Consider the following 23,204-nt stretch of genomic DNA (forward strand, 5'->3'; position numbering starts at 1 on the left):
TTCACGGCTTGAAGCAAAGTAAGATGCAACGTATGTGTGATTAGCTTCCTTTCTTATAAAAACTAGCTAAGCGTTTTTTGACGGATTAATCTACAAGAGTATTTTAGATGTTTATTTAATTTCTTTGAAAAATCTACAAATTAACAAGAATATTTTTCACATCAGAGATTAACCTCAATTTAGTATTGTTTATATAAAGTAAACAGACAGCTCTTTTTTCTATTTTTGTTCGGCGATCTTTAGAGGATTGTCAGTATTCTATAAAATTAAATATATTTTTCATTAATTTAAAGTTGGCATTGCATTTGCTCTTTACTATTCGAACCTTCAATGGAACTTATATTAGGAGAACGAAATGAAAAGCAATGTTGTTACTTTGATTAGCCTTTTTTCTTTAGCAACGTTTAGTACTTTATCACATGCTGCGGACTCCAACGATCATGGTGTATATGTTGGCGCCAACTACGGTTACTTAAAAGTTGATGGACAAGATGACTTTGATGATGACAGCGATGTTATTCAAGGTTTAGTTGGTTACCGTTTTAATCCTTACTTAGCGTTGGAAGGTGGTTACATTGATTTCGGTAGCTATGGTAATAACCTAGCAAATGCCGAAACGGACGGCTATACAGCGGCTCTAAAAGTTACCGCTCCCATTGCTGATCGTGTCGACCTTTACGCAAAAGGCGGTCAAATGTGGTACTCAACGGATTACAACGTTGCGGGCTTCCAAGGCAACAAAGATGATGAAGGTGTATTCGCTGGTGCCGGTGTTGGTTTTAAAGTTACTGATAACTTCTTAGTTAACGCAGAATATATGTGGTACGACGTAGAACTCAATGCGGAGAATGTCGCGAACGGTGCAAACACGGAAACAGACTTTAACCAAGCATCACTAGGTGTGGAATATAGATTTTAATATTGTTAACAACTCTAAGCCCTAATAAAAAGCGAAGCCTAAATAGCTTCGCTTTTTCTGAACTCAATCTAGTTGAGGATAATAGAGCGGTTTTTAGAATAATTGTTAGTGTCTTTTACGGTCACGCTACTATATTTAGAGCATTTCTAACATGACTGTCTAACCTTCTAACTAGTCTCGAAAAACAAAGTTTTATCACTCTATAAGTAATACTCGATAGGTCGATCGCTGCGCTACCTGACATTACATTCATGTGACCTAAAATACCGCGGACGTGTTCTGTATACTCGTTTTTTAGTTTTGAAATGTACGCCATAGCTTTAGCTAGTTGATCCCAAGCAGTAAGGCCTACGGTCGCATCTGTTGTATTATATGACCCAGACCTGAAATTCTTAGTAAAGTCAAAGTTGAAGAGACTATTTTACTTACCCAACCATCAGTCATCCGAGCATTATATCTATTGTTGAAGTCAAGAAATACGTTGCGTTCTAGGTAAGCTTGAGATTTGGGTTGTAGTGCCGACCACTCATTACTTGTAGCGGTATTGACATAACCCGGAACAGATTTTTTTCCTAGTCCATGAGCGCAGAAGTAGATGCCAGAACTTCCATCTAGCCGATACTCAATACCACCGTGAGTAAATGGCCAAAGAGGAGACATAGGAACTGGAGTTGCATCATGAGTGCATTATTTAATTTCCATACAAGTCAGAGTCTATATAACCAAATAATTTACATTGACTGTTCACGTAGTAGTCATCGTTTTCTTCATCATCAATTGAAAAAGCAAAGTACTTAAGAGGGTTCTCAGTGTCACAAGAAAGGTTAGCCATGTTATTTTTTACGTAATCCTCTATTTTATAACCATCAAAGCTTCCTTCCCAAATAATAGTACTTTCATCATTACTGAGTTCTGCGACTAAAACAATAGTTACATAGTGCTCAATAAGAGGAGTGCTTATGATGTTTTTATTTTCATAGACTGGAGAAAATTCAAAGCGACCAGTACTGTCTGTGAATGTTGATAAGTCTATTGATTTCCCTGAGGTGCTTAAACCAATACTAAGGCTAACCTTCAGGCTACTAAGTGGTTTTCCTTTCTTTGTTAACACACCATTGATTTTCGGTGTGTATTGATTAACGTGTTCGTCATTCAATTTACTTTCTTCAAAATTCATTACAATGCTCACTAATATGACGGTAATAATTCCAGCAACTTAATTTTTCACAACAATACTTTCATTTTGAAATTTAAAAATCTATATATGTTGTGTTTCTATTCAATATCTAAGGTTAATTTTGTAATTAGAGTTACATTATTTTTTGTAACTACTATTTGTAGTCATTACATCGATAGAGTTGTAATGAAACAAGCGAGTAGGGACTAACAATGAATGCATCAATCAATTCATCGAGGGAGATGAGTATAGGCTTTAGACTTAGATCTAGTTATCTCTTAGAAAGGATAGGTAAGCAGAAAACTTTTAAGTTGCAGGGCTTTTAGTACCATGCTCTCTGCCTTTTTGATTAGTACTTATGAACTTCTTGTTTACTGATTAATACTCAACGAGTTTGTAAACCTACATGGGCCAAAGGTATGCGGTAATCTATGTAGTAAGATTTCAGAAAGCATGAATGTTTGAAAAAAGAGACTATTTTAGTTGATACAAAAAAGGCCACCCGAAGGTGGCCTTTTCCAAACGTTTGGGCTGGCGGCATCTGAGTTGTGCCCTTAACTTGTTGTTATTTATTGGTTTAAGTTTTTGGGTTTTATGGTGGTAATACTTAGGGTAATACTAAAATGAAAAGTCATCCTGACTTCCAAGCCAGTTAAAGCTACCGATTACATCCATCATCAATTTAAACCCTTAAAACAATGAAGCAGCTAGGCCGCCAATAACGGCACCAACGGCTGCTCCAATTGGTGCAGCAGGACCAGAAGCCAAAGCCCCTACAGCGGCACCAGCACCAGCGCCGGAAACAATGCCGTTTTTGTACTGCGCTTTTAGTTGTTTATTTGTTGATTTACGCTGCTGTTCCTGCTTGTTCAGGTCTGAAAGACCTAGTACTGCTGTGTTTGCCGTTGTACGACCAACATCAATAAGACCATATCCCATATAAGGCGCATCCCCATTTTATTAACCTACCTGTAGCCGAGGAATGAAAGTCAACGATAACGTATTATGGAGTTTCAAGTTTAACTTTTACTCCATATGCCCTAAGAGTATTTATTGAAAATATCTTTAGCGATCTCTTGCGCCCCGTTGCGCGCATATATGTAATTGCTAATGCAAGCGCTCCCCGAACCGCTGGTGGATGTGTCGGCTAAATGCGCCCTCTATTTGATTGAACATCATGCATAACGGCACTTAAACTCGTAGAACGCGAATAGTTTGATTGTTTCGCGCTTTTTGGCTTCTTTCGCTGGCTATTGAGCGGTGTTAATCCCTTGGTGTCTTTAGGTTTGGCCGTACTTTCTGAACATTCTCTCAGTGTTCACTTTTCTGATCGTTCTCGCAGTGTTCACTTTCCTTTCTTTTCGGTGGTCCCTCGGCAAGCTCTGCAATTTTCCTATTAAGCTTTTGATTTAATTCAACTGTACCAAATCGGACACACTCATCTAGGTCTTTAATCCTATGCTGCTGGTGAAAGTGTCTTGCCCACCAATTCTGAACTAAGGCCGCTTTGAGTGTGTAATTTTTTCATCACTAAACCGTAAATATGAGCTTCAAATTTATCTTTAACTTATTGATTTAATTCAACTGTACCGATTCGGTACACTCGAAACAGATCACGAACTAGTTTCTTATTGCCGGAAGACAATAAAATTTGCCACTTTCTCTATGCCACTTTGCATGTCAGAGGTAATGCGAAGAACGACGCAGTTGTGTCTCTGTGCGATTCGAGCTAACAAATTTATGCCCCTTTCCGTGTTTAAGTCGATTAGGTGATCCTTATCAACGCAAGAGGCCATCGCTACTTTTTCTCATGATTCTGACCATAAACTGTACCATAAACTGTATAATGGTTCGCTTCAATAGTCGTTTATCAATAGTTAAAAATGAGAATCTATAAATCACTTTTACTTGCGTTCATCCTCGCACTCACAGGATGTGCTTCAGGGTCTTCAATTTTAGTTGGAGAGGCGAGAGAACCCATCGCCCCAGAAAACGTACGCCTCTATATCGAACCGCCAGAGTCATATGACACAATTGCTTTAGTTAATGCTTCAAGTGATGCAGGTTTAACAAATCAAGGGTCAATTGACTATGCAATTGAGGAGTTGAAAAAACAGGCCGCAAAACTTGGAGCAAATGGGGTTTTACTAGGAGCAACAGGTAGCAATAACTCTGTAATGTTAGGTGGACAAGGTACCGACTATCAGTACTTGATCCCAATATCTGAACAAACTGTTAGTGGTCAAGCGATTTACGTTGAAAAGCAATAAATCACCCTACTCAGAACTCCATAGCCAGCGCATTTAACTACAATCACATGCGCTGTAGCAAACTTTTGGACAGAAATGGTTTAGAGTATTTACTTAAATTAGCAAAGGACGAATAACTTCTGGTATGGAAACTCAGTGTCCAATCTAACAGGAGCAATTTAGTTAATAGAAATGCAGCTTCATCGCGACGCTCTATATGTATTGGCTAAACAAAGGTGCTGCCAGCTTCAATGCAATACCACACATGATGCATGAAATCGCAGAATCTAAAATTCGCCATGTTCTTGGCTTACTAAAAAGTGGGATCAACTTGTTAGCCAAATACACTAATCCATAAAACCAGCCCCCTGATGCGATCAGTGCCCCTATAACAAACAATAGTTTTTCATCAGGTTCCATTTGAGCAGTCACGCCCCCGAGTATCACCACCGTATCCAGATATACATGTGGATTTAAAAAAGTGATAGCCATCGCCATTAAAACGACTTTTAACCAACTCTGGGCAATGTCCGAATTTTCCAACTCTAGGTGACTTGAACCTTTCCAAGCTGATTTTGCAGATTGGTAGCCATACCAGAAAGCTTGGATTGGGCGATTGCGCAGCACGCTTCGACATTGAACCTGAAATCGCACGTGGTGCCGACTCAGTATCGTGATTTGTTGGACGATGCGTTGGCTCAAATTGGCTATCGTCTGCGTGTAGACACACTGGTGCACCCTGCTGAATTGACGCCGGGCGCGACCATGACGGTTCAGGCCTTGCTTGTGAACGAAGGGAACGCGCCACCGTATCAGCACCATTATCTGGCGTATCGATTGGTGAATGAGGACGAAGAAACCGCGTTTTTCAACGTCTCAACCGCAGATGTCATGCGTTGGCTGCCGGGTGAACACGCGACCTCCAGCAGTTTCACTTTGCCTGAAACGATCCCCACCGGCCATTACTACCTTGAGTTGGCTTTGGTCGATCGCCATGCTGAGGCAGAAGTGAATCTGGCCAATGAAGGGTTGCAGGCGTCGGGCTGGTATCGCTTATCTGACGTGACCATTCGTTAGGTCGACAGCCTTCGCCATGCTGTGGTGCGATAGACAGCAGCAAACGAAAAGCGAAAGTGACAGAAGAAAAGCGGGCAATGCCCGCTTTTTTGTACGTTGAGCGTTGAAACGACTTTCTTTGAAGACGCCTTTTTGGGGTTGGAAGACTAAGCCAGTGCTTGCGCCAGCAAGCTGACCGGGTGAATGGTTTCCAGCGCGGTGTTCTCTTCGATTTGCCATTTACAGGTTTCGCAGTCGGTGATCGCAAAATCTGCATCGGAGGCTTTGATCGAGTCAAACAGGTGCGAGCCGATTTTCATCGACACGTCATAGTTCTCTTCTTTAAAGCCATAGGTGCCCGCCAAACCGCAGCATTCGCTATCGAGGACAATCAGTTCTAGGCCCGGAATCATGCGCAGTAACTCAATGGTAAACATCACGTTGCCACTGCGTTCCAAGTGACAAGGCGTGTGATAAACCACTTTGAGGTTGACCGGTTTCATTTTCGGCGCATTGCCATTCATAAACTCTTTCAGCAGGAAGCGCGTGACGTATTCAATGTCGTTGGACACTTGGCTGTTGTCGACGCCGAGCACATGCGGGTATTCCTGTTGCAGCGTGAACGAGCAAGTTGAGGAGGTTGAAATCACTTTGGTGTGATATTCATTGACCGCAGTTTCCATGTTCTTCACGTTCAGCAATGCGTTTTTACGCGCTTTGTCATGAAAACCGTTGGCAATCAAAGGCACGCCGCAGCATTTCTCGTTGTTCAGCAAGCGCACGCCAATATTCATCGCATTCAACACCTTCACCAGATCTTTGCCCAATTGTGGGTGGTTGTAGTTGACGTAGCAGCCATGAAAGTAGGTGACTTGGCGCTGATACAGCGGCTGGCTGGTGCAATTTTGTTTAAACCAGCGACGGAACGTGCCGTGCGAGTATTTCGGCAACGCTTTGTGGTCATGCACGCCGATGGTTTTGTGCATGATTTTTTTCACCAATGGCATCGATGTGGCGAAGTTCACCACTGGTGCAAATGGCGTGGCCAGTGAGCCGAACAGGTCGGTGTGGCTCAGCACGTAGTCACGCATCAGTTTCGGATTGAGCGGTTTCTTGCCATGTTTACCCCGCGCGACGGCGATGATGTCGCCGATTTTCACCCCAGAAGGACACGCGGTTTCGCAGCGTTTGCAGTTGGTGCAGTATTTAAGCGCTTCGTCGTAATATTCCGGGTTTTTAATGCGCAGGCGCTCGCCATCCGGCCCGCACTGTTTCGGGCCTGGGTAATCTGGGTTGGCTTTTGCCACGGGGCAGTACACCGTGCAGACGGTGCATTTAATACATTGGTCAAAGCTGGTATTCAGAGGAGCAGCTTTTGAAAATGGCGCGTTCATGCGAGCACCTCCTGATCGAATGGGTTAGGGTGAGACGCTGACAATTGAGGTTCTAGGCATTGCATGATGGCGTGGTAGGCGGTGCCAATCGCGACGCCGCCACCGCACCCTTCAAACACGGGATCGTATCCCGACAACATGGAGCCGCAGCAGTACAAGTTTTTAATGGTGACGCCGCTGCGCTGTGGGTTCAATTGCGCGTTGGTTTCGACACCGAATGCCATAAAAGGGTGTGAACGGTCGGCAAAGAAGGCCGGATTGCGCCAATCAACGCGTGCTGGTTTATGCGTCACTTGCAAGCCAAAGATCGGTTCTTGGATGGCGTGTTGCTCGGCATGCAACCCTTGGCTGAAATAGCTGCCGGTTGCCATGATGTAGTTGTCGGCGCTGATGGCCATGTCGCGCAGGTTTTGCGTTTGCAGGCTAACCAGACGCTCGCCGTCAAACGTGCCGTTGACCACTTTGTCGCCTTTGAGGTGAATGCCACCCAGCAGCAGGAAGGTGCGACTGAGCGCCTCTTCAATGCGAATACCCAGCAGCGATGGTGGCATGGTCGGCACTTCGTGAAATTGCAGTTGCGTGGTGTCGCGTAGCTTCGTTAGCAGCGTTAGGCCATCGCCGTTGCCCATGATCGCGGGCATGATCACCAAGTCGTTGCGATTGGCTGCACGCATCAAACCATCGCATAGCGCGGTCCACGCGGCATCGTGTTTTAGCAAACGTGCAATGTCGATTGAGCGCAGCTCATTTGGGTTGCGGCGGTATCCGTCAAACCCCGGAATCGACAGGGTGACCGTGTGAATCGGCACACCTTGAAAATCGGGATGCTGGTGAAGGTTATCTTTCAGCATTTGTGGCTGAAAATCGCGATAGCCATCGATCGAAACCACCACAATACGCTCAAACGAAACTTCTTGGCGGTGTTGGTAAACAAATGGCTGCGATAGCCAAGTCGCTTTGAGTGTGCCAAGCGGCGTGATGCGCCCGTGATTGGCCAAATCATCTTGATGCGATAGCGGCACGTTCGCGGTGGCGAGCGTTTGACGAAACCATTCCAGCCCTTTTTGCAGCGTGCTACGACCCACCGTGTTGTACGGATGGGACGGCGCTTGTTGCTGTAATGCGTCGAGGGCATCAAACGGGTGGGTGACCGCGCTGCCATCTGGTAATTTCGCCAGCACATCAATGGAGCCGGAAGAGAAATGTAACGCGCTTTGACCCTGATTGATGAGCACGGTTTTTTTGCCAGCTTGCAGGCTGCGAATTGCAGCGGTATAACCCGCAATGCCCCCGCCGATCACGGCCACATCATAATGCATCATAATTCCGCCTCCTGTTTTTGTTGTTCTGCTTGAGGGTGTTCTGATTGAGCGGGCTGGGGCAGGTCGCTGGCACCGAGTAATCCTTCGTAAATCCAATAGCTGAATTCCGCTTCGCGCAGCGCATCACCCCAGAAAATGGGTTTGATGCCTTTCCAGCGCTCTTCTAGAAAATCGACCAACAATTCACTCGATTGACAGCCATCGACCTGACCATATTCGGAAAACAGGCTGGCCGCACGGTAGATGCACAGTTCGCCCTGACAAGGGCCCATGCCTAAGCGAGTGCGGCGGCGCAGATCGACCAAGTTGTTGACGTCGAGCTGTTTAATCGCGTATTCAATTTCGCCCGCAGTGACCATTTCACATTCACAAATAATCGCTTGGCTCTTGGCATCGTCAGACAAGAATTGCGTGGCGCGTTCACCATGGCGATAAATGGCGGATTCATACACCGGTTTGGCGATGCTGGCGGTTTTCTTGATGGCTTTTGGCGTTTCGTTTGACCCCGGCAGTGGGCGCGTGTGGGTTTCGCACGCCTGAGTGTTGCCCAGTTTCTTCGCCACTAAGTCGGTCGCCCATTCCGCCATTAAGCGGTAGGTCATCAGTTTGCCGCCGGTAATGGTGGTGAGGCCTTTGAGGCCGTCGCACTCTTGGTGATCGAGCAAAACGATGCCGCGGCTGATATTCCGGCCACTGCCATCGTCATCTACCGAAACCAAAGGACGTACCCCCGCGTAGGCACGCAGTACGCGCGTATTGGCCATGATCGGCGCAAGTTTCGCGCCTTCTGCCAACAGCACATCCACGTCACGTTCGGTGACGTGCAAGTTGTCGATCTGGTCGTAATCAATGTGTTCGGACGTGGTGCCGATAAGTGAAATGGTGTCGCCGGGCACCAGAATGTCGGCATCGGAAGGTTTACGGCAACGGTTGATCACCAAGTTATTGATGCGGTAATCGAGGATCAACAGCGAGCCTTTGGCAGGGAACATCTTGATGTTGAGGTCGGCATATTCGCAGATATGTTGTCCCCAAATGCCCGCGGCGTTGATCACTTCTTTGGCAAAGATTTCAAACTGTTGGTTGGTGCCCAATTGCAAACAGCGTACACCGAGTATGGTATCGCCTTGGCGAATCAAACTGGTGACGATGGTGCGGTTGAACATGCGCGCGCCGTGCTCTTTGGCATCAAGGACGTTCGAGGCACATAAACGGAACGGATCCAGCGTGCCGTCGGGCACTTTCACCGCACCGATCAGCGCCGGGTTCACGTTCGGTTCGAGCGCGAGTGCTTCTTTTGGCGTTAAACGGGTCGCTTCGATACCGGCATTGCCGCAAGCCTGAATAAAGGTGTCTTGAAAGCTGAGTTCGTCTTCAGGCAGGGTAATGAATAGGCCGTCAGTCGCTTCCACACAATGGCGAGCGATGCGTTTGAGCGTTTGGTTTTCTTGAATGCATTCTTTGGCCGATTCTGCATCAGTGACGGCATAGCGCGCACCAGAGTGCAGCAAGCCGTGGTTACGACCCGTGGTGCCGGAGGCGATGTCATCTTTCTCTAACAGAATGCACGCGATGCCTCGCAATGCGCAGTCTCGCATGATGCCTGTGCCGGTCGCGCCGCCGCCAATGATGACAACGTCGGTTTCCATTCGTTGATAAGCCGTCATGACCTTTACCTTATGCAACTTTAATAAACTTACAACTAGTATGTTTTTTTTTATCATTTACGTTCGATATATTGCTCACAAAAGCGCGAACGAGCGTTAAATTGATAGTTTTGGTGATTGTTTCGTGTGGGTGTGGAGAAATTAACCAACAATGTTGCTGGTATTTAACAGGGTTAGGCACATATTTGTTACATGTAAATCGATGAAAACAGGAATAAATTCGCTAACGAGCTGGTCTGATGTGCAAGCGGAGTCAAGAACGTTGTTGGTAAATGAAAACGTATGATGCCTTGTTTAATAAGCAATTGCTCAGTTTATTAGGGTTTTCTTGATTAGAAAATGGCGCGATAAAAACTAACCCTACTGATGAAATGATCAAAATGATGCGCCAATTAACAAAAAACGAGTTTGACATTAACAAACTTGTGCTCGAACGCTCATAAATTTCCTTGTTCGATTTTCGAGAGTGCTCTTCTGTGTCAGATTTGCCCACACAAAGTTTGTGTACATAACTATAAACAGGACTCTTACTTATGACTCGAACAAAACAACAGGCTTTGTTGCTTAATTCGATGAGAAGACATGGTAGCCCCATGTTGTTCAGTTCTTAAACAACATACTGAGTTTCAGGCATACCTAGCCCTGTAAGCTTGTTCAGCGCTTTGATCATAGCGTAAGTCTCACCAACTTGAGCGTTGTAGTCCCTCAGGCTTAATTTCCCACCTAACAACTGTTTTACCCGATACATTGCTGTCTCTGAGAGCGAGCGCTTATGATAACCATACCGCTTTTTCCATTTCTTGTTAGAGCCGTAGAGCTTCTGGCAACCCACTGCTAAGTTGCGAGGATGTCCTCGTTCCCAGAAGGCTGCCCCTTCTCGTGGCGGAATGAGCGGAACAGCTCGCTTGAGCCGTATGGCATCATGGCAATTCCTTGTGTCATAAGCACCATCGCCTGATATCTCAATGATTTTACGGCGTGTCTGCTTAAGCAAGTTGGGAAGTACTTCGGCATCGGTTACGTTAGATAAGCTCAGCTCTGCTGCGACTATTTCGTGGGTGCTAGTATCTACTGCGATATGCAGCTTACTCCAAACCCTACGCTTCCCGTCAGTACCATGCTTCTTGACCTTCCATTCGCCTTCGCCATAAACCTTGAGGCCAGTGGCATCAATGGCTAGGTGTTGTATCGCACCTCTGGTTTTAGTTTTAAATGAAACCTCAACTTCCTTAGCTCGACGGCTTATACAGGTGTAGTGGGGACAAACTAGCGGGATGTTAGCCAGCTTAAATACCGAGTCTAGAAATCCTTGCAGTGCTCTCAACGGCATAGAGAATATGCGTTTCACCATCAGTGCAGTAGTAATGGCTAAGTCGCTGAATTGGCGAGGTCTGCCGCGCTTGCCTTGTTTGTTTTGCTTCCACTCGGCTATCGCTTCCTCATCAATCCAAAAGGTCAGAGAGCCACGGTTTATTAAGGCTTTGTTGTACTGCGTCCAGTTAGTTGTTTTGTAACGAGGTTTAGGCATGAGGCTACGACGATTAATGGGTGTAGCCGATCAGATCGTAGCTTCTTGATTTAGTTCCATCGATTTAAGCAACAAAGCCGATATCAAAAGTCAATTTGAAGGTTTGGAACGTAGTGGATATCGAATCATAAAGTCGGGAAAATCAGTAAACATAGAAACACCATTACCTCAAATATCAATCGCAGAACAGAGTTTTGACTCAGTATTGGAAGAAATTAGTATCGCACTAAATAAAGCCCAGCAGTTGCATTCGTGGATGGTAAATCACCCTTCTGTGTGACGTTAAAGAAACGATGCTCAGGAAAACTTATATCTAGAGGCTTGCTGATGGGGCATGAAACACAGAAATGCCCCATTATTGGTTTCGTCTAACAAATTTGCGATTTCAATCAGTCGTAATTTACCCAAATATAACTCATGTGACGTTAATAATAGTTATGCGGTGAGAGTGAAATTTTAATTGGATTGGTAAGTCGCTTCTGGACAGAAGTGGTTTAGAGTTTGTGTCCTAAATCGTGCGGTTCAGATTAGTTGAGTTTGGGGAAATCTAATCGCTGACTTTATTATTCCCGATCTTTTGGCTGCGTCAACAGCCAAAAGAATACTATTTATTATTTATCGCATAAGGACTCTTATGTTTTTAAAGCTTCCCTTCTACTATTTGACCGCTACACAGCTTGTCAGCAACCTTTTTCATGAGTAACGCTCTTTCCGTTAAGAACTCTTCATAGTTATTATTCATTAACTTCACGACCGGAATTAAATGTGACTCGAGGCGCCTCTCGACTTCTGGTTGGCCAAGTGAAGATGCCTCCATTCTTTCTGAAATATAATCTGACGGCGTTTTTGCAGATATATTTCTATTTGTTCTCCACGAAATCAGTGCACAGTTTAGGGCTCTGTTGATTTGATAATCTTTGTAGTCCTTATCCTTAAGCCAAGCCTGTGGAAAGACATGGTGATACTCTCTTACTAAAACGTTTTCATACGAGGCAGGAGCACCATCAGCAAAATCAAAACCTCCAGATTTTAATCCAACAGCTAGAATAGCTCTAGCCAAACGATCTTTCCTGTACGGCCAACCCGCTGACTTAATTTCTTCTTCGCCAGCTATTGGATACAGTGCTTCGTCAAATATTTCTGGTGCTCCCTTACCAGTAGTGATGACATTCAATAACTCTTTATAATCGGCAAATGCTCTACTATTGGTTGTACGATCATATCTTTCTGTAAAAAAAGAGCGCCAAATATACTTTCTAAGAGTCGAACGAATTTCCCCTTCTTTATCTAGTCCTTCATCTGCTTTTCCCCATAGAGCCGCAAGTACGTAAACTACGACATCACTAGGGAGGCGCCTAGAATCCAAAATCTTTTCATCAGTAAGAAATGAGACCGCCTTTTTGATTCCTGTTTTAATCGTCAACCAGTTTTCATCGAACGAAGTCGCAAACTCACTCATCAGGTAAGTACCTTTGGAAGGTAGCTTATTGCTCACCAAGGCAGCAACTGCGAGAACAATATCTTCGGGTGCGTTATATCGGCTCAAATAAGGAACATCTTTTTTAAGTTCTTCTATATAACCATGAAGAGATTTTCCGGACGCAGCTTCAATTTGTGCGACAACTATATCAAACGGTGTAAGCGGTGAAGATGATGTGTTCATTTGAATAAACACATCTAACGCGACTTCTGGCTTTGTTGATACAGGTAAAGACAGGAATGGAATGTTGAATATTGAGAATTTGCTACGAAGCTTGTTTCCAAGATCATTGATTTCAAGAAGTGAGTCCATGTCTCCATTTGAAGCTTCTTTGGCCCAACCTTTGAACAATTTTTCCGCGTCGGTATCAGGGCGCAAAAGGTATACTGGTATAAGCCTTCTACTCCACATTTCGCTAGGGGAGTTTGCCCACAAAGGGTATCTCTCTCCATTCTTCTCGTATCGAGATATTGAGGTCGCAAAAAATGGAAGTTCTAGCTCCTCATCTTCCTCAATTTTAATTAAATAAGTTCTATCTTCGTATAGATCGTTCAAAGCCCTCCAAAAGGAGGTTAATCGTTGCTGGCCGTCCAAAAGATGCTCAATAATTTTCTCACCTTCCGCTGGCGCACCTACAATCGGTCGAGATATGAATGGTTCTTTCTCGCCAATCTCGAGAGTTAAAATTGCGCCGGCTGGAAGCTGTTTTAGAACGGTGTTTAGTAAAGAAGTAATTTGCCCATAACTCCAAGCTTCAAATCTTTGAAAGCGAGGAAGGACAATTTGCCTTGTTCGAATTCGTGTCATCCAATCGGGGAGTGCTCTATTTCTTGCTTCCATCATTTTTCCTTGTTTAATCGTCAAGCAGGATGCTTTTACTCTATTTATCACCGATAATGCCAAATTGATTGCATAAGACAATGATTTAATCAGCGTATCTTCAAATTTGAGCTACCCAAAAGCAGGAAAAATGACAAAACGTATATTCCTATATACGTCGCATTTAGCATTAGTAAATCTATCGAAAACTTTTGAAATGAGGCTGAAGAGGTTTGCTTTCCGTAACGCAAAACGGGGCATTTTTGATTCAGAAAGGTGCCCACAGAGAAGACTCTGGACAGTAAAAGTGAGGTACAGGTTCCCCCTAAATTAGTAAGGACTAATTTCTACTTGGCTACAGAATTCATCTTGAATTATGCGCTCTGGCCAGCTCTCGCTCTACCTCAACTAACGGATGCTTGACGTTATATGGGCAAATATCATCGATCGTTTCAGAAACATTTTTCCACACTAGATAAATATCATCACTAGATACAGTGAAGTCATCTGACTGAGCCAACGTGTCTAGTGCGTCTTGCACTCTACCGTGCTCTAGGAATGGCCCGAGCGACTTAATCAAATAGCCTCTATGGTTAACTTGATTAAACCATCTTCGCCGATAATCGTCATAATCCAATCCGATGTAGTCCCGATTTCCTGTCATCGTATCCCACAAGTTGAAAAACAAGCACTTGGTGTTACGACTAATCAGAGACTCATTTTGCTTTAGAAAATATGGGTATCTTGCATTTTTTACTCTTTTCATAACGCGCCTCTGCTAGATAAACCTGAGCTTCGACTTATGACTTCGTCAATTCTATTTGAAATAGCAACTCAACTAGGTCGGTTGAACTAACATCATCCCATCGCAAGTAACTATCCAGAGAACTTGTTCCAGAGTCTTTGCCCAAAACTTTAAGACAGACAGCTTGGTGGTCTACCGATGCAGAAACCCAGACTTTTCCACCTTGTTGACAAAGGTATGTTGAACCTCTGATGCCATCTTTTTGAATACGTTTCTTCCATGTATCAACTTTTTGTGTGGTTATTTTTAAACTCATAGTATCCCTATAAACTGAGTCCAAGAGCGAATCGCTATATACATAAATTATGTTACATAAATGAGAGAAATTTGGTCAAATTAAAGGTTATTGAAGTGTGATAGCAAAGCGAGCTAACTCATTTCGGGGCAAAAATAAGCCAGCGTTAAATGCGCTGGCTATGTGATTGTAGTTGTTGTGATCAAACTTTATTGTTTTTTCCTCGACTATTTAGCGTCAATATAAAACAAAATTAGTATAAAACCAATCAAGCGTTAGTCTTCACATCGTTCTGGATAGCGTTAAAGTGACCCATTTTCGTTCAGGCTATATTGTCTTCCGATAGTTATGGCTGTCTTTCACGTACTTGCCAATGGCTCATATAATCTCTTCGGCATCGCCTTAGCTCTGAAGTATGGTGATTTACCTACAAAACTGAAAAAGCGTTTAATCCGAAAATGACCCGCGCGCATACGTAAGCCATAATTTTTATTTTATAGGTATGGTTATATATAAAGGTGTATTAAATCAATACACGGTACATATATTTAACAACTTCCATAAAAAAGCCCCAAACCTATATGGGACGGGGCTTCTAGTTAAACTGACTTTTTCCTTCCGTGTATCAAATCAATACCGTTGGAGATCTACCGTGTATTAAATCAATACCGTAAATAGGACTACCGTGTATTAAATCAATACGCCTGATTTTTTAGCGAGCTAAGATTTTAACCTGTTTACTCATATCTTCTAGCCACAATTGAAAACTACCATTAAACGGAAAACCGCGCTCAAGAGACTTATCAATCCTTTCGTCTATTGGCTGCCAGTTCAAAGCAAACAGATTACAAATTCGCCTACCTTTAGCTACCCCACCGTTGCGAGTCTGCGTGATAAGCCCAGCTTGAACTAATATGTTTATTGCCTTTGTATTTGAATTTGTAGAGGGGTAGCCTCTATCCTTTAAATCTGCTCTAGTCAGACTCAAATAGCCGTTGTTTTTCCCGTTGTACTGTGCGGCAAGTTCATACAACAAACACTTAGCCAAGGGTGGTAATGTCACATAGGCGCTAGACTCCATAACAAACACAGGAATGCCAGCAAACCGCCCCCTGTTTTTGCGATCTTTAGCCATTTCGCATTCCCTGATTTTTAATGCCCTTAATATCAATAATGTAGCGAGGTTCCGACAAAGGGAGCTTAACCACGGTTACAAGATTTCTATCCTCAAGAACTTTGATTGCCGCCTCTATCTCGGTTGCAGGCATGCACGTCTGACGCGCCAACTCTTCAATCGTCAATGACACAGAGTATTCATGATTAATTAGAGCGTTCAGTTTCAATGCTGTATTTGTCATCAAATGTGCTCCTATCGCTGGTGTAGGAGCGTTGGCTGTTGTTCAGGTTTCTCTAGAGACTTTTGAGCAACATTCAACATGAAAGTAAGGATGTTAAGTAGATCATTGTGTTTAAATTTCGCGCCAGAGCTTATGTTCTCTGAAACAATATTCGCAAGGCCAGCTATTTTTTGGGCGCAAGGACAGTCAATATCTACTAAGGATTCGTACAGGCTTTTTAAAGCCCAACACAGATCATCTTGTACACTTTCCCGTTGAAGACACAGAGCATCGTAGGCGCACTCGATAACGCTACAAGCCATTTCCAGAGCCAGTACCTGATTATCCTTTTCTTGTGGACTCATGCAGCCACCTCCTGAGCATTTGAGGGAGTACGAGACACAAACACCAGCGGCAAGCCTAAAAGGGCGTGACGGGCTTCCTGTTCGCTTTTAGCGTGGGTTGAAATAGTACGGATGCGCTTAAAGTCAGATAGCGCACGAACGCCACCAGCGACAATAAATGTGTAGATCATTGCTGAGGTTACAGCTTGGGTAGGGGTAGTAGTCATAATGACAGCCTCCGAGTATGGTTTGATATAACCACCACAAGCAGAGACCAATCGGCTGGTGGTGGACTGATCAAGGTTGGTCTTACCGCATACTCGGAAACGGCGCGCCGAAGCGCCCTCAACCAGCCCACCATAATTTAGATGCAACTTCCCTAAGGAATTACAAAAATGTGTGCAGATTGTACGCATAAAAAAACCAGCACTAATAGTGAGCTGGCGTCTATGCGCCGAGTAATATTGCGGGAGACCAATCCCGACTAAAGATTTTGCTTTAGTGCGAACGAATATACCGCTATGGTTTTCTTTAGGCAAGCCGAACCCCTGCGGATTTACCGCATACACTGTAGTTTTCATTCTATTTAGTCCTAAAGCTGGTGGGCGTGTGCTGGTGGCTTTTGTGCTGGTGCTGGCAACAGTTCATCTTTAATGAGCTGCTTAGTTAGCCATAACTCACCCTTGCCAGTAATTAGAGTTGTGTGGCCTCGATGTCTACCTGATGAGCTTTGGTATGCTTTACGGCTAACAGTGAAGTACTTAGCATCGAGATAGCGCTGATAAGGTACATTATGAGTATCACTGTGCTCTCTAACGTTGTCTGTTTGGAGGATTTTAGCCTTTCGCAAATAGGCAAATAACTTGTTTCTGCCGATACCTACAACCTTTGCAAACTCCTCTAGCTTCTTCCCGTCCTTAGACGAACTCACAGCCTTAGCAAACTCAACATCATGCTTAGTCTCTTCAATATAGGCTTGCTGGTGGTCTAACATTCGGCTTTGCTCTAGCATCATCTCGATAGCCTCCGTTCTGGTGCGTGGCATTCGGGGCTGTGATGCTCTTTCTAGCTCATCTAACCTTTGAATAATCGCGTGACGTAGCTTGATGCTGTAACCAGAAACCAAAGTTAAGGTTAGGTCTTTATCTAGCCTATATTCGGTTTGCTCTCGGTTCTGAGCATCAAAATAGATGTGAGCAAAATTGCGTACATCTTTTTCAAGCTCATCAAGCATTACCCTAACATCTCTCATTACATCAGCATGACGCTTACTAGTTAGTGCTGCTACCTCTCTACTGCTCATAGCTATAGGTTCACCAGCATTGGCTATCGGGTGGATAGTGCTATACTCGTTATCGGAAACTGAAACGGATTGCGCCCCTTGCTGGGCGTTTTCTTTTTTCATAGCCCCGCTTCCTGTTCTTTACGACATTCAATAACGTAATCCACCAGCACATTAACAAACCCAATGCTTGTTTGTTTATCTTCGTGAAAGCACATATCAATGACCTCACCCTTTTCCAGTTCCAGCCCTGAATAAAGGAAAGATTCAGCCATAGACCGCCCCCATCCAGCCCCAGACCTTGCACCTCGAACCATCGGGTATACTGTCGAGTCTTCGAACACATAGAGAAGTGCATCACCCTCTAAGGCATAATCTAGTGCGCTTTGCTCACTGAGGAATGATTTAGCCGGTCTTGTATGCCCACCAGCGCTAGGTGTTGGATTGACGAGGATTAGTACTCGCTTGCTCCCGTTCTCGTTGATATCCATTAGCTGACCACCTCGTTGCGCTGAGTAAGTTTCTGTTCAATCCATTGGTTAACTTCTGATTCAAGCCAAGCAACAGCACGTAAGCCCAAGCTAACCGTCTGCGGAAACTCGCCATCATTCATCAAGCGGTATACGTGAGCCTTGGATAATCCGGTTCTATTCAGTACTTCGGATAGTCGGATAAATCGGACTTGGTTTTTAGTTGGGTGGTCATTGTGGTGATGTGACATGGTTAGCCCCTTTTATTTCTTCTTGATTCTTTGTGAACTTCGGGGCTATTAAATAAAATTTATAATGGTAGCGGTTGAAAATAAGGAGTTTTTTTCTTATTTTCAATGAAAATAAGGTCATGCTTTAGAGCTAGCGTTAATCCACCTTCCTACTGATTCTTTCGTTATATTTTCGTTGAATTTGATGGCGTCACTCGAAAACTGCGTGTTTATCTTTTCCCATGCTGCAAAAGGTTCTTTTAGGACTTCTTTACCTAACTTCGGATGAGAGAGGATCAATGCGACAATAAGATCGCTTTGTTTTGGTGTGGTGCGAACGGCACCAGCTTGGTTTGCTGCTAGTTGTTTTGTATGTTCCTTGGATAATTTCTTATCGTTGTAAATGTTGCTAATTGGTTGATGCTTTTCTATGGCTCCCTCAATAGCTAGCAAGTCATCCCTTAAAAGAAGTAAATCGCTTCTTGTTATCTGGTCATCAAATACTGTATAGGTACAAAGATTTGATACAAAGACCTCTCCTTTTACATCTACCGGAGAGAAACGGACTAAGCTCGATAAACCAACAGCCCGTTGCCCAGGCTCTCTACAAGACAAAATGTCCTTAATTATCACGAGGTTTATTATCTTCCAGAGACCCGACAACAAATATTCACCGTCACCGATACTTCTTATCTTGCTATATCTACATTCATTAGCTTTCTCTAGTGTATTAGCGTCTGGGACAGCAACGTGACCATTCGCGTCTATAGTTGTGATGTTTTCACTATCCACCCGTCTATTTAGCTGAACTACAGGATGAACAGCACCTATTTCAATGTAGTGATCTATCATCCACAACGGAGCACTGAGAAGTTCGGCGGCTTGCTCAAGCGTACAATACTCTATGTAAGGTAGTTTGGTTTCTAGGGCTAAGGGTTGAGGCTTCTTCGCCATAACTCACACTCTCTCAATGTGACTCTAAAAGGGGGCGCTGGTAGCCGTTAGAGTGACGACGTTCGGGAGCTACCCTAGCCAGCGCATGATCTGAATTCTTGTTTACACTGCCTTTAGTGCGCGCGTACCAGTGAGGCTCAAGTTCCCATAACTAGCCTGTTCTATGTGTTCGCTCCACCAGCTCATAATCGGCTTTCTTCGCTCGAAGTAGTCACTGTGGTTATAAGCGGCTGATACTGAGTTTTTCTCCCTGTGGGCTAGGCATGCCTCAATGACGATATGTTCAAAGCCGTTATCGTGTAGTGTGGTTGAGGCTAGGCCGCGCAATCCGTGAGCCGTTTGTTTGCCTTGGTAACCCATACTCTTTAACGCATTGTTGGCCGTTTGCTCATTGGCTGACTTGTGGTGATTGCGATCGGCTGGAAAGACAAACGGGCTATTACTGCTGATAGGGCGCATTTCTTCCAAAATACTGATCATCTGGTCAGTGATAGGTATGCGGTGTTCTCTGCGCAAATCCATTCTTCCTTTCATGCGCTCTTTGGGTATCAACCACGTTCGGCTATCTAGATCTATTTCATCCCACCGTGTTCCGGCTGCCTCATTAGGGCGCGTCATGGTGTGAAGCTGCCATGTAATTAAAAGCTTTGTTACCTTTCTAGCGTTAGCCTTGGCTATGTCTGCTAGTAGTTCTGGCAACTGCTCGGGTCTAATGTGGGGATTGTTCGTTTTGACTGGTTTGTCGAATGCTGCTTTGATGCCTGTTAGTGGGTTAGAGTGAACAAGGCCAGTATTAACGGCAAAATCCATAATTTCATTTAGGCGTTGATTGACTCGCTTTAAGGTGTCGAGTTTTTGGCTTGCTTCAAGTGGCTTGAGCGCGGCTATTGCTTTAGGTGCGGTAATACTACTAATCGGGAATTGCCCTAGCGTGGGGAATGCGTGTAATTCGAGAGAACGCCAAATATCCTCACCGTGTGCTTGAGTGACACCTTTCTTTTTCTTCTCAAACCATTGCGCGGCTACGTTGGCTAGGGTGTTCGTTTCTTCTTCTAGCTTGGCCGCTTGAACTTCTTCTCGATAGGTCTTTGGATCAATGCCTTGAGCAAGTAGGGCGCGCGCTTCTTTTCGTAGTTCTCTAGCTTGAGCAAGTGTTACCTCTGGAAAACTACCAAAGCTAATGGTGTTTCTCTTTTTCGTTATAGGACGCGGATAAAAGAAGTTCCACAATTTGGAGCCGTTGGGTTTGATTCGTAGCTGTAAGCCGCCACCGTCTGAAAGGTCATAAACCTTATCTTTGGGTTTGGCTTGCTTTACTTGCGTGTTGGTAAGTGGTTGAACGGTTCTAGCCATATTGACGCCTTTTAGTATTACCAGAGTAGTACTACCGAGAGTGGTAATACTAAGAATAATACTAAAAATCTGAGCTGTAGCAATACCTCTTGAAACCTTGTGTACCTGTAACGCCTTGAAAATACTAGGCTTGGGGCATAAAAAAAGACGTCCTGAGACGTCTTGATTTTTATGATTGGTGGAGCTGGCGGGAGTTGAACCCGCGTCCGAAAACCGTTCATCATTGGTACTACATGCTTAGTCGATCTTTAATTTCGCCACCCACCTGCGAACCGACACGCTAATGAATGACTAGCCTGAATTAAAATTCGCCGTTCATCTCTCAGGCGGGAGAATCCGGGCTAGCGCGTTTGGGTTTGATCCCTCGTTATTCCCCGTCTTACGTGCGGAAGCTAGGGCGAGAGAGCTCTTAGCAGGTTATTAAGCTGCTAGTGCGTAGTTTTCGTCGTTTGCGACTATTTTTTTGCGGTTTGTTAACGAGGCCTACCGCACCTCGGCATGCACCTCAGACTTCTGAATTCCCGTCGAATCCTAAATCAGCCCCAGGTAATATTCGCATAGTAACAGAAAAGCATTGGCTGTCCAGTACTATGCGTTTAAGTGGTCAAGATTAACGCAGTGCGCTCTTCATTACGCGTGCTTTTTCTCTTGCCCAGTCTTTTTCTTTTAGATCCGTACGTTTATCGTGCAGCTTTTTACCTTTTGCTACGCCAATTTTTAGTTTCACCCAAGAGCGAGACCAGTACAGTGAGAGGGCCGTTAATGTCATACCTTCACGGTTTACACGTCCGAATAGGTTATCCAGCTCACGACGACTCATTAGTAGTTTACGCACACGTGTAGGGTTCGCCACAACGTGTGTCGATGCCTGATTTAAAGGAGTGATTGTCATGCCACTCACAAAGGCTTCACCGTCACGCATAAATACGTAACTTTCAGAAATATTGGCTTTACCTTGGCGAAGGGCTTTCACTTCCCAACCTTGGAGCTCCAAGCCAGCTTCGATTTCATCATCGATGAAATACTCGTGGCGAGCTTTTTTATTCAGCGCGATAGTATTGCTACCCGCTTTTTGTTTCGTTTTTTTCTTTGCCATAATAGCGTCATTATACGGGTTGGATATCGGATAGGAAATCCTTTTATTTGCGCAATCGTGGAATAAAAGTAAAATTGGCGAGTAGCTTTAAATCTGTACATGTATCGATAGGAGTATGTATGAAGCAAGTCAGCCGTTCTGCGCTTGTGTCTTTTAGCGCCGAACAGATGTTCAATCTGGTTAATGATGTTGCTAAATACCCTGAATTTCTGCCTGGTTGCTCGGGCTCTAGAATCATTGAGTCTTCGGGGAATGGTATGGTGGCTTCTGTCGATGTGGCGAAGGCTGGAATCAGCAAAACGTTTACGACTTCAAATGAGTTGATCCCCGGTCAGGCAATTATGATGAACTTAGTGGATGGTCCGTTTAAGACGTTGCGTGGTGGTTGGATTTTTACCGCGCTAGATGAGCAAGCTTGCAAGGTTGAACTAAAGCTTGAGTTTGAATTCTCAAGTAAAATGATTGAGATGGCCTTCGGTAAGATTTTTAACGAGCTTACTAGTAATATGGTAAATGCATTTACTAAACGCGCAAAACAGGTCTACGAATGTTATGAGTATTGAGTCAGATATGATTCACGTTGAGGTTGTCTATGCTCTTCCTCATGAACAGCGTGTATTTAACTTAGTGGTAAATAATCACGCAACGGTAGAAGAGATCATTCGACAATCCGGTGTATTGGAGTTGTACCCTGAAATTGATTTGTCCAAGAACAAAGTGGGTGTGTTTAGTCGTAACGTGAAGTTGGATGCGACCGTTCGAGATCGAGACCGAATAGAGATTTATCGTCCGTTACTCGCCGATCCGAAAGAGATTCGCCGTAAGCGGGCGGAGCAGGCTAAAACCGAGGGGAGTGCAGACCCAGTCACCGGTGGCAAGCCTAGTTCTGTACGTAAAAATAAGCAGGATTAATATAAACCCAATAGCTCATGTGAGTTACTCAAAGTTTGACTAACGTGATTTCTATATAATAAAAAACCTCCCAAACGGGAGGTTTTTTTGCAAAAGTCAGTTCACTGAATTTGCTCGTAAAATGCGTCACTTTTTGGAAAGTCACCACTGATGTCTGCGAGTGTGCCTTGATCGTTAAAGTTAACGATCAGGTCTTTTTGCACTGGATCACCGTGACCAGGAGTATGGTGATAAATATAGTACCAAGTGTTTGGGTAGCCGTTTTCAATAAGCATTGGCGACCCTAGTACGAAGCGAACCTGTGCTTTAGTCATCCCAAACTTTAATTTATCAACCGCACTTTGTTCTACATAGTTGCCTTGGTTGATATCAATACGATAAACCAGTCTTTCCAATACCGAACATCCTGTCAGCAATGTCATTGCTAATGGTACGGCAACTAACCACTTCTTTAATTGCATAATAATTTCTTAGTAACCTTTAAAATACTGCGCTGATAATAAACAAGCTCGACGCAGATGTAAAAAGCTATGCGTCGTATGGTAGACAATCTGACAACGAATTTTGAGTTGAGT

The 23,204-nt window shown here is 44.2% G+C and carries 26 protein-coding genes and 1 other RNA gene; 5 read left to right on the top strand and 22 right to left on the bottom strand.

Annotation, left to right across the window (positions count from 1 at the left end; translation table 11 throughout):
- Positions 1–355 precede the first annotated feature (355 nt).
- Entirely contained in the window at positions 356–919 is a 564-nt protein-coding gene (locus R7Q39_RS12280) for a porin family protein (protein WP_005381668.1), read from the top strand.
- Positions 920–1,610: 691 nt separating this feature from the next.
- Here the strand turns inward: R7Q39_RS12280 and R7Q39_RS12285 are convergent.
- Positions 1,611–2,096, bottom strand: coding sequence for a DUF6795 domain-containing protein (locus R7Q39_RS12285; RefSeq protein ID WP_318076342.1), 486 nt, complete (start codon positions 2,094–2,096; stop codon positions 1,611–1,613).
- Between the two features lie 690 nt (positions 2,097–2,786).
- The gene (locus R7Q39_RS12290) at positions 2,787–3,035 is read right to left on the bottom strand and encodes a hypothetical protein (RefSeq protein ID WP_065274215.1); all 249 of its coding nucleotides are present in this window, start codon (positions 3,033–3,035) and stop codon (positions 2,787–2,789) included.
- A gap of 944 nt (positions 3,036–3,979) precedes the next feature.
- Here R7Q39_RS12290 and R7Q39_RS12295 point away from each other — a divergent pair.
- Entirely contained in the window at positions 3,980–4,366 is a 387-nt protein-coding gene (locus tag R7Q39_RS12295; RefSeq protein ID WP_065274216.1) for a hypothetical protein, read from the top strand.
- Between the two features lie 192 nt (positions 4,367–4,558).
- Here R7Q39_RS12295 and R7Q39_RS12300 read toward each other — a convergent pair whose 3' ends face one another.
- Complete coding sequence (locus R7Q39_RS12300; RefSeq protein WP_025594145.1) at positions 4,559–4,972, bottom strand: LysE/ArgO family amino acid transporter; 414 nt, start codon at positions 4,970–4,972, stop codon at positions 4,559–4,561.
- 9 nt (positions 4,973–4,981) lie between these two features.
- Between R7Q39_RS12300 and R7Q39_RS12305 the strand changes: the two genes are divergently transcribed.
- The gene (locus R7Q39_RS12305) at positions 4,982–5,422 is read left to right on the top strand and encodes a DUF4832 domain-containing protein (protein ID WP_237668614.1); all 441 of its coding nucleotides are present in this window, start codon (positions 4,982–4,984) and stop codon (positions 5,420–5,422) included.
- 146 nt (positions 5,423–5,568) lie between these two features.
- On the opposite strand, the gene glpC is transcribed toward R7Q39_RS12305, so the two are convergent.
- From glpC to smpB, 18 genes are all read right to left on the bottom strand, one after another.
- The gene (gene glpC, locus R7Q39_RS12310) at positions 5,569–6,795 is read right to left on the bottom strand and encodes an anaerobic glycerol-3-phosphate dehydrogenase subunit GlpC (protein ID WP_004726856.1); all 1,227 of its coding nucleotides are present in this window, start codon (positions 6,793–6,795) and stop codon (positions 5,569–5,571) included.
- On the bottom strand, positions 6,792–8,117 hold the full coding sequence (gene glpB / locus R7Q39_RS12315) for a glycerol-3-phosphate dehydrogenase subunit GlpB (protein WP_014257458.1): 1,326 nt from the start codon (positions 8,115–8,117) through the stop codon (positions 6,792–6,794). Before glpB ends, glpC begins: the two co-directional genes overlap by 4 nt.
- Complete coding sequence (glpA, locus tag R7Q39_RS12320) at positions 8,114–9,784, bottom strand: anaerobic glycerol-3-phosphate dehydrogenase subunit A (protein WP_318076343.1); 1,671 nt, start codon at positions 9,782–9,784, stop codon at positions 8,114–8,116. The genes glpB and glpA overlap by 4 nt, the downstream gene beginning before the upstream one ends.
- Positions 9,785–10,391: 607 nt before the next feature.
- Positions 10,392–11,312, bottom strand: coding sequence for an IS5 family transposase (locus R7Q39_RS12325; RefSeq protein ID WP_025594252.1), 921 nt, complete (start codon positions 11,310–11,312; stop codon positions 10,392–10,394).
- Between the two features lie 640 nt (positions 11,313–11,952).
- Positions 11,953–13,656 carry a DUF262 domain-containing protein gene (locus R7Q39_RS12330; RefSeq protein WP_318076344.1) on the bottom strand — a complete coding sequence of 568 codons (1,704 nt, stop codon included), beginning with the start codon at positions 13,654–13,656 and terminating at the stop codon, positions 11,953–11,955.
- 319 nt (positions 13,657–13,975) lie between these two features.
- A complete protein-coding gene (locus R7Q39_RS12335; protein WP_318076345.1) occupies positions 13,976–14,377 on the bottom strand; it encodes a hypothetical protein in 402 nt (133 codons plus the stop codon).
- 34 nt (positions 14,378–14,411) lie between these two features.
- On the bottom strand, positions 14,412–14,672 hold the full coding sequence (locus R7Q39_RS12340) for a hypothetical protein (protein ID WP_318076346.1): 261 nt from the start codon (positions 14,670–14,672) through the stop codon (positions 14,412–14,414).
- A 691-nt stretch (positions 14,673–15,363) separates the two neighbouring features.
- A complete protein-coding gene (locus R7Q39_RS12345) occupies positions 15,364–15,786 on the bottom strand; it encodes a hypothetical protein (protein ID WP_065274220.1) in 423 nt (140 codons plus the stop codon).
- Positions 15,779–16,009 carry a hypothetical protein gene (locus tag R7Q39_RS12350; protein WP_065274221.1) on the bottom strand — a complete coding sequence of 77 codons (231 nt, stop codon included), beginning with the start codon at positions 16,007–16,009 and terminating at the stop codon, positions 15,779–15,781. The genes R7Q39_RS12345 and R7Q39_RS12350 overlap by 8 nt, the downstream gene beginning before the upstream one ends.
- A gap of 11 nt (positions 16,010–16,020) precedes the next feature.
- Positions 16,021–16,353, bottom strand: a complete 333-nt coding sequence (locus R7Q39_RS12355) for a hypothetical protein (protein ID WP_065274222.1) — start codon at positions 16,351–16,353, stop codon at positions 16,021–16,023.
- Complete coding sequence (locus R7Q39_RS12360) at positions 16,350–16,748, bottom strand: hypothetical protein (RefSeq protein ID WP_318076347.1); 399 nt, start codon at positions 16,746–16,748, stop codon at positions 16,350–16,352. The genes R7Q39_RS12355 and R7Q39_RS12360 overlap by 4 nt, the downstream gene beginning before the upstream one ends.
- A 176-nt stretch (positions 16,749–16,924) precedes the next feature.
- Complete coding sequence (locus tag R7Q39_RS12365; protein ID WP_082240140.1) at positions 16,925–17,737, bottom strand: phage regulatory protein/antirepressor Ant; 813 nt, start codon at positions 17,735–17,737, stop codon at positions 16,925–16,927.
- Positions 17,734–18,105 (bottom strand): hypothetical protein, encoded by a 372-nt coding sequence (locus tag R7Q39_RS12370; RefSeq protein ID WP_065274224.1) that lies wholly within the window; start codon positions 18,103–18,105, stop codon positions 17,734–17,736. Before R7Q39_RS12370 ends, R7Q39_RS12365 begins: the two co-directional genes overlap by 4 nt.
- Positions 18,105–18,335 carry a helix-turn-helix transcriptional regulator gene (locus tag R7Q39_RS12375; RefSeq protein WP_065274225.1) on the bottom strand — a complete coding sequence of 77 codons (231 nt, stop codon included), beginning with the start codon at positions 18,333–18,335 and terminating at the stop codon, positions 18,105–18,107. The genes R7Q39_RS12370 and R7Q39_RS12375 overlap by 1 nt, the downstream gene beginning before the upstream one ends.
- A 117-nt stretch (positions 18,336–18,452) precedes the next feature.
- Positions 18,453–19,268 (bottom strand): hypothetical protein, encoded by an 816-nt coding sequence (locus R7Q39_RS12380; RefSeq protein WP_065274226.1) that lies wholly within the window; start codon positions 19,266–19,268, stop codon positions 18,453–18,455.
- Positions 19,269–19,370: 102 nt separating this feature from the next.
- Positions 19,371–20,621 (bottom strand): integrase domain-containing protein, encoded by a 1,251-nt coding sequence (locus R7Q39_RS12385; protein WP_065275053.1) that lies wholly within the window; start codon positions 20,619–20,621, stop codon positions 19,371–19,373.
- A gap of 176 nt (positions 20,622–20,797) precedes the next feature.
- Positions 20,798–21,165: a transfer-messenger RNA gene (gene ssrA, locus R7Q39_RS12390) on the bottom strand.
- 66 nt (positions 21,166–21,231) lie between these two features.
- The gene (gene smpB, locus R7Q39_RS12395; RefSeq protein ID WP_005381642.1) at positions 21,232–21,717 is read right to left on the bottom strand and encodes an SsrA-binding protein SmpB; all 486 of its coding nucleotides are present in this window, start codon (positions 21,715–21,717) and stop codon (positions 21,232–21,234) included.
- A 119-nt stretch (positions 21,718–21,836) separates the two neighbouring features.
- Between smpB and R7Q39_RS12400 the strand changes: the two genes are divergently transcribed.
- Together R7Q39_RS12400 and R7Q39_RS12405 are read left to right on the top strand one after the other, a co-directional pair.
- Complete coding sequence (locus R7Q39_RS12400; protein WP_005381641.1) at positions 21,837–22,280, top strand: SRPBCC family protein; 444 nt, start codon at positions 21,837–21,839, stop codon at positions 22,278–22,280.
- Positions 22,270–22,629 (top strand): RnfH family protein, encoded by a 360-nt coding sequence (locus tag R7Q39_RS12405; RefSeq protein ID WP_025768875.1) that lies wholly within the window; start codon positions 22,270–22,272, stop codon positions 22,627–22,629. The genes R7Q39_RS12400 and R7Q39_RS12405 overlap by 11 nt, the downstream gene beginning before the upstream one ends.
- Positions 22,630–22,730: 101 nt before the next feature.
- Here R7Q39_RS12405 and bamE read toward each other — a convergent pair whose 3' ends face one another.
- Entirely contained in the window at positions 22,731–23,090 is a 360-nt protein-coding gene (gene bamE / locus R7Q39_RS12410) for an outer membrane protein assembly factor BamE (RefSeq protein WP_171344840.1), read from the bottom strand.
- Positions 23,091–23,204: the final 114 nt, after the last annotated feature.

The organism is Vibrio sp. 947, assembly GCF_033339115.1.
In the GTDB taxonomy this organism is placed as follows: domain Bacteria; phylum Pseudomonadota; class Gammaproteobacteria; order Enterobacterales; family Vibrionaceae; genus Vibrio; species Vibrio alginolyticus.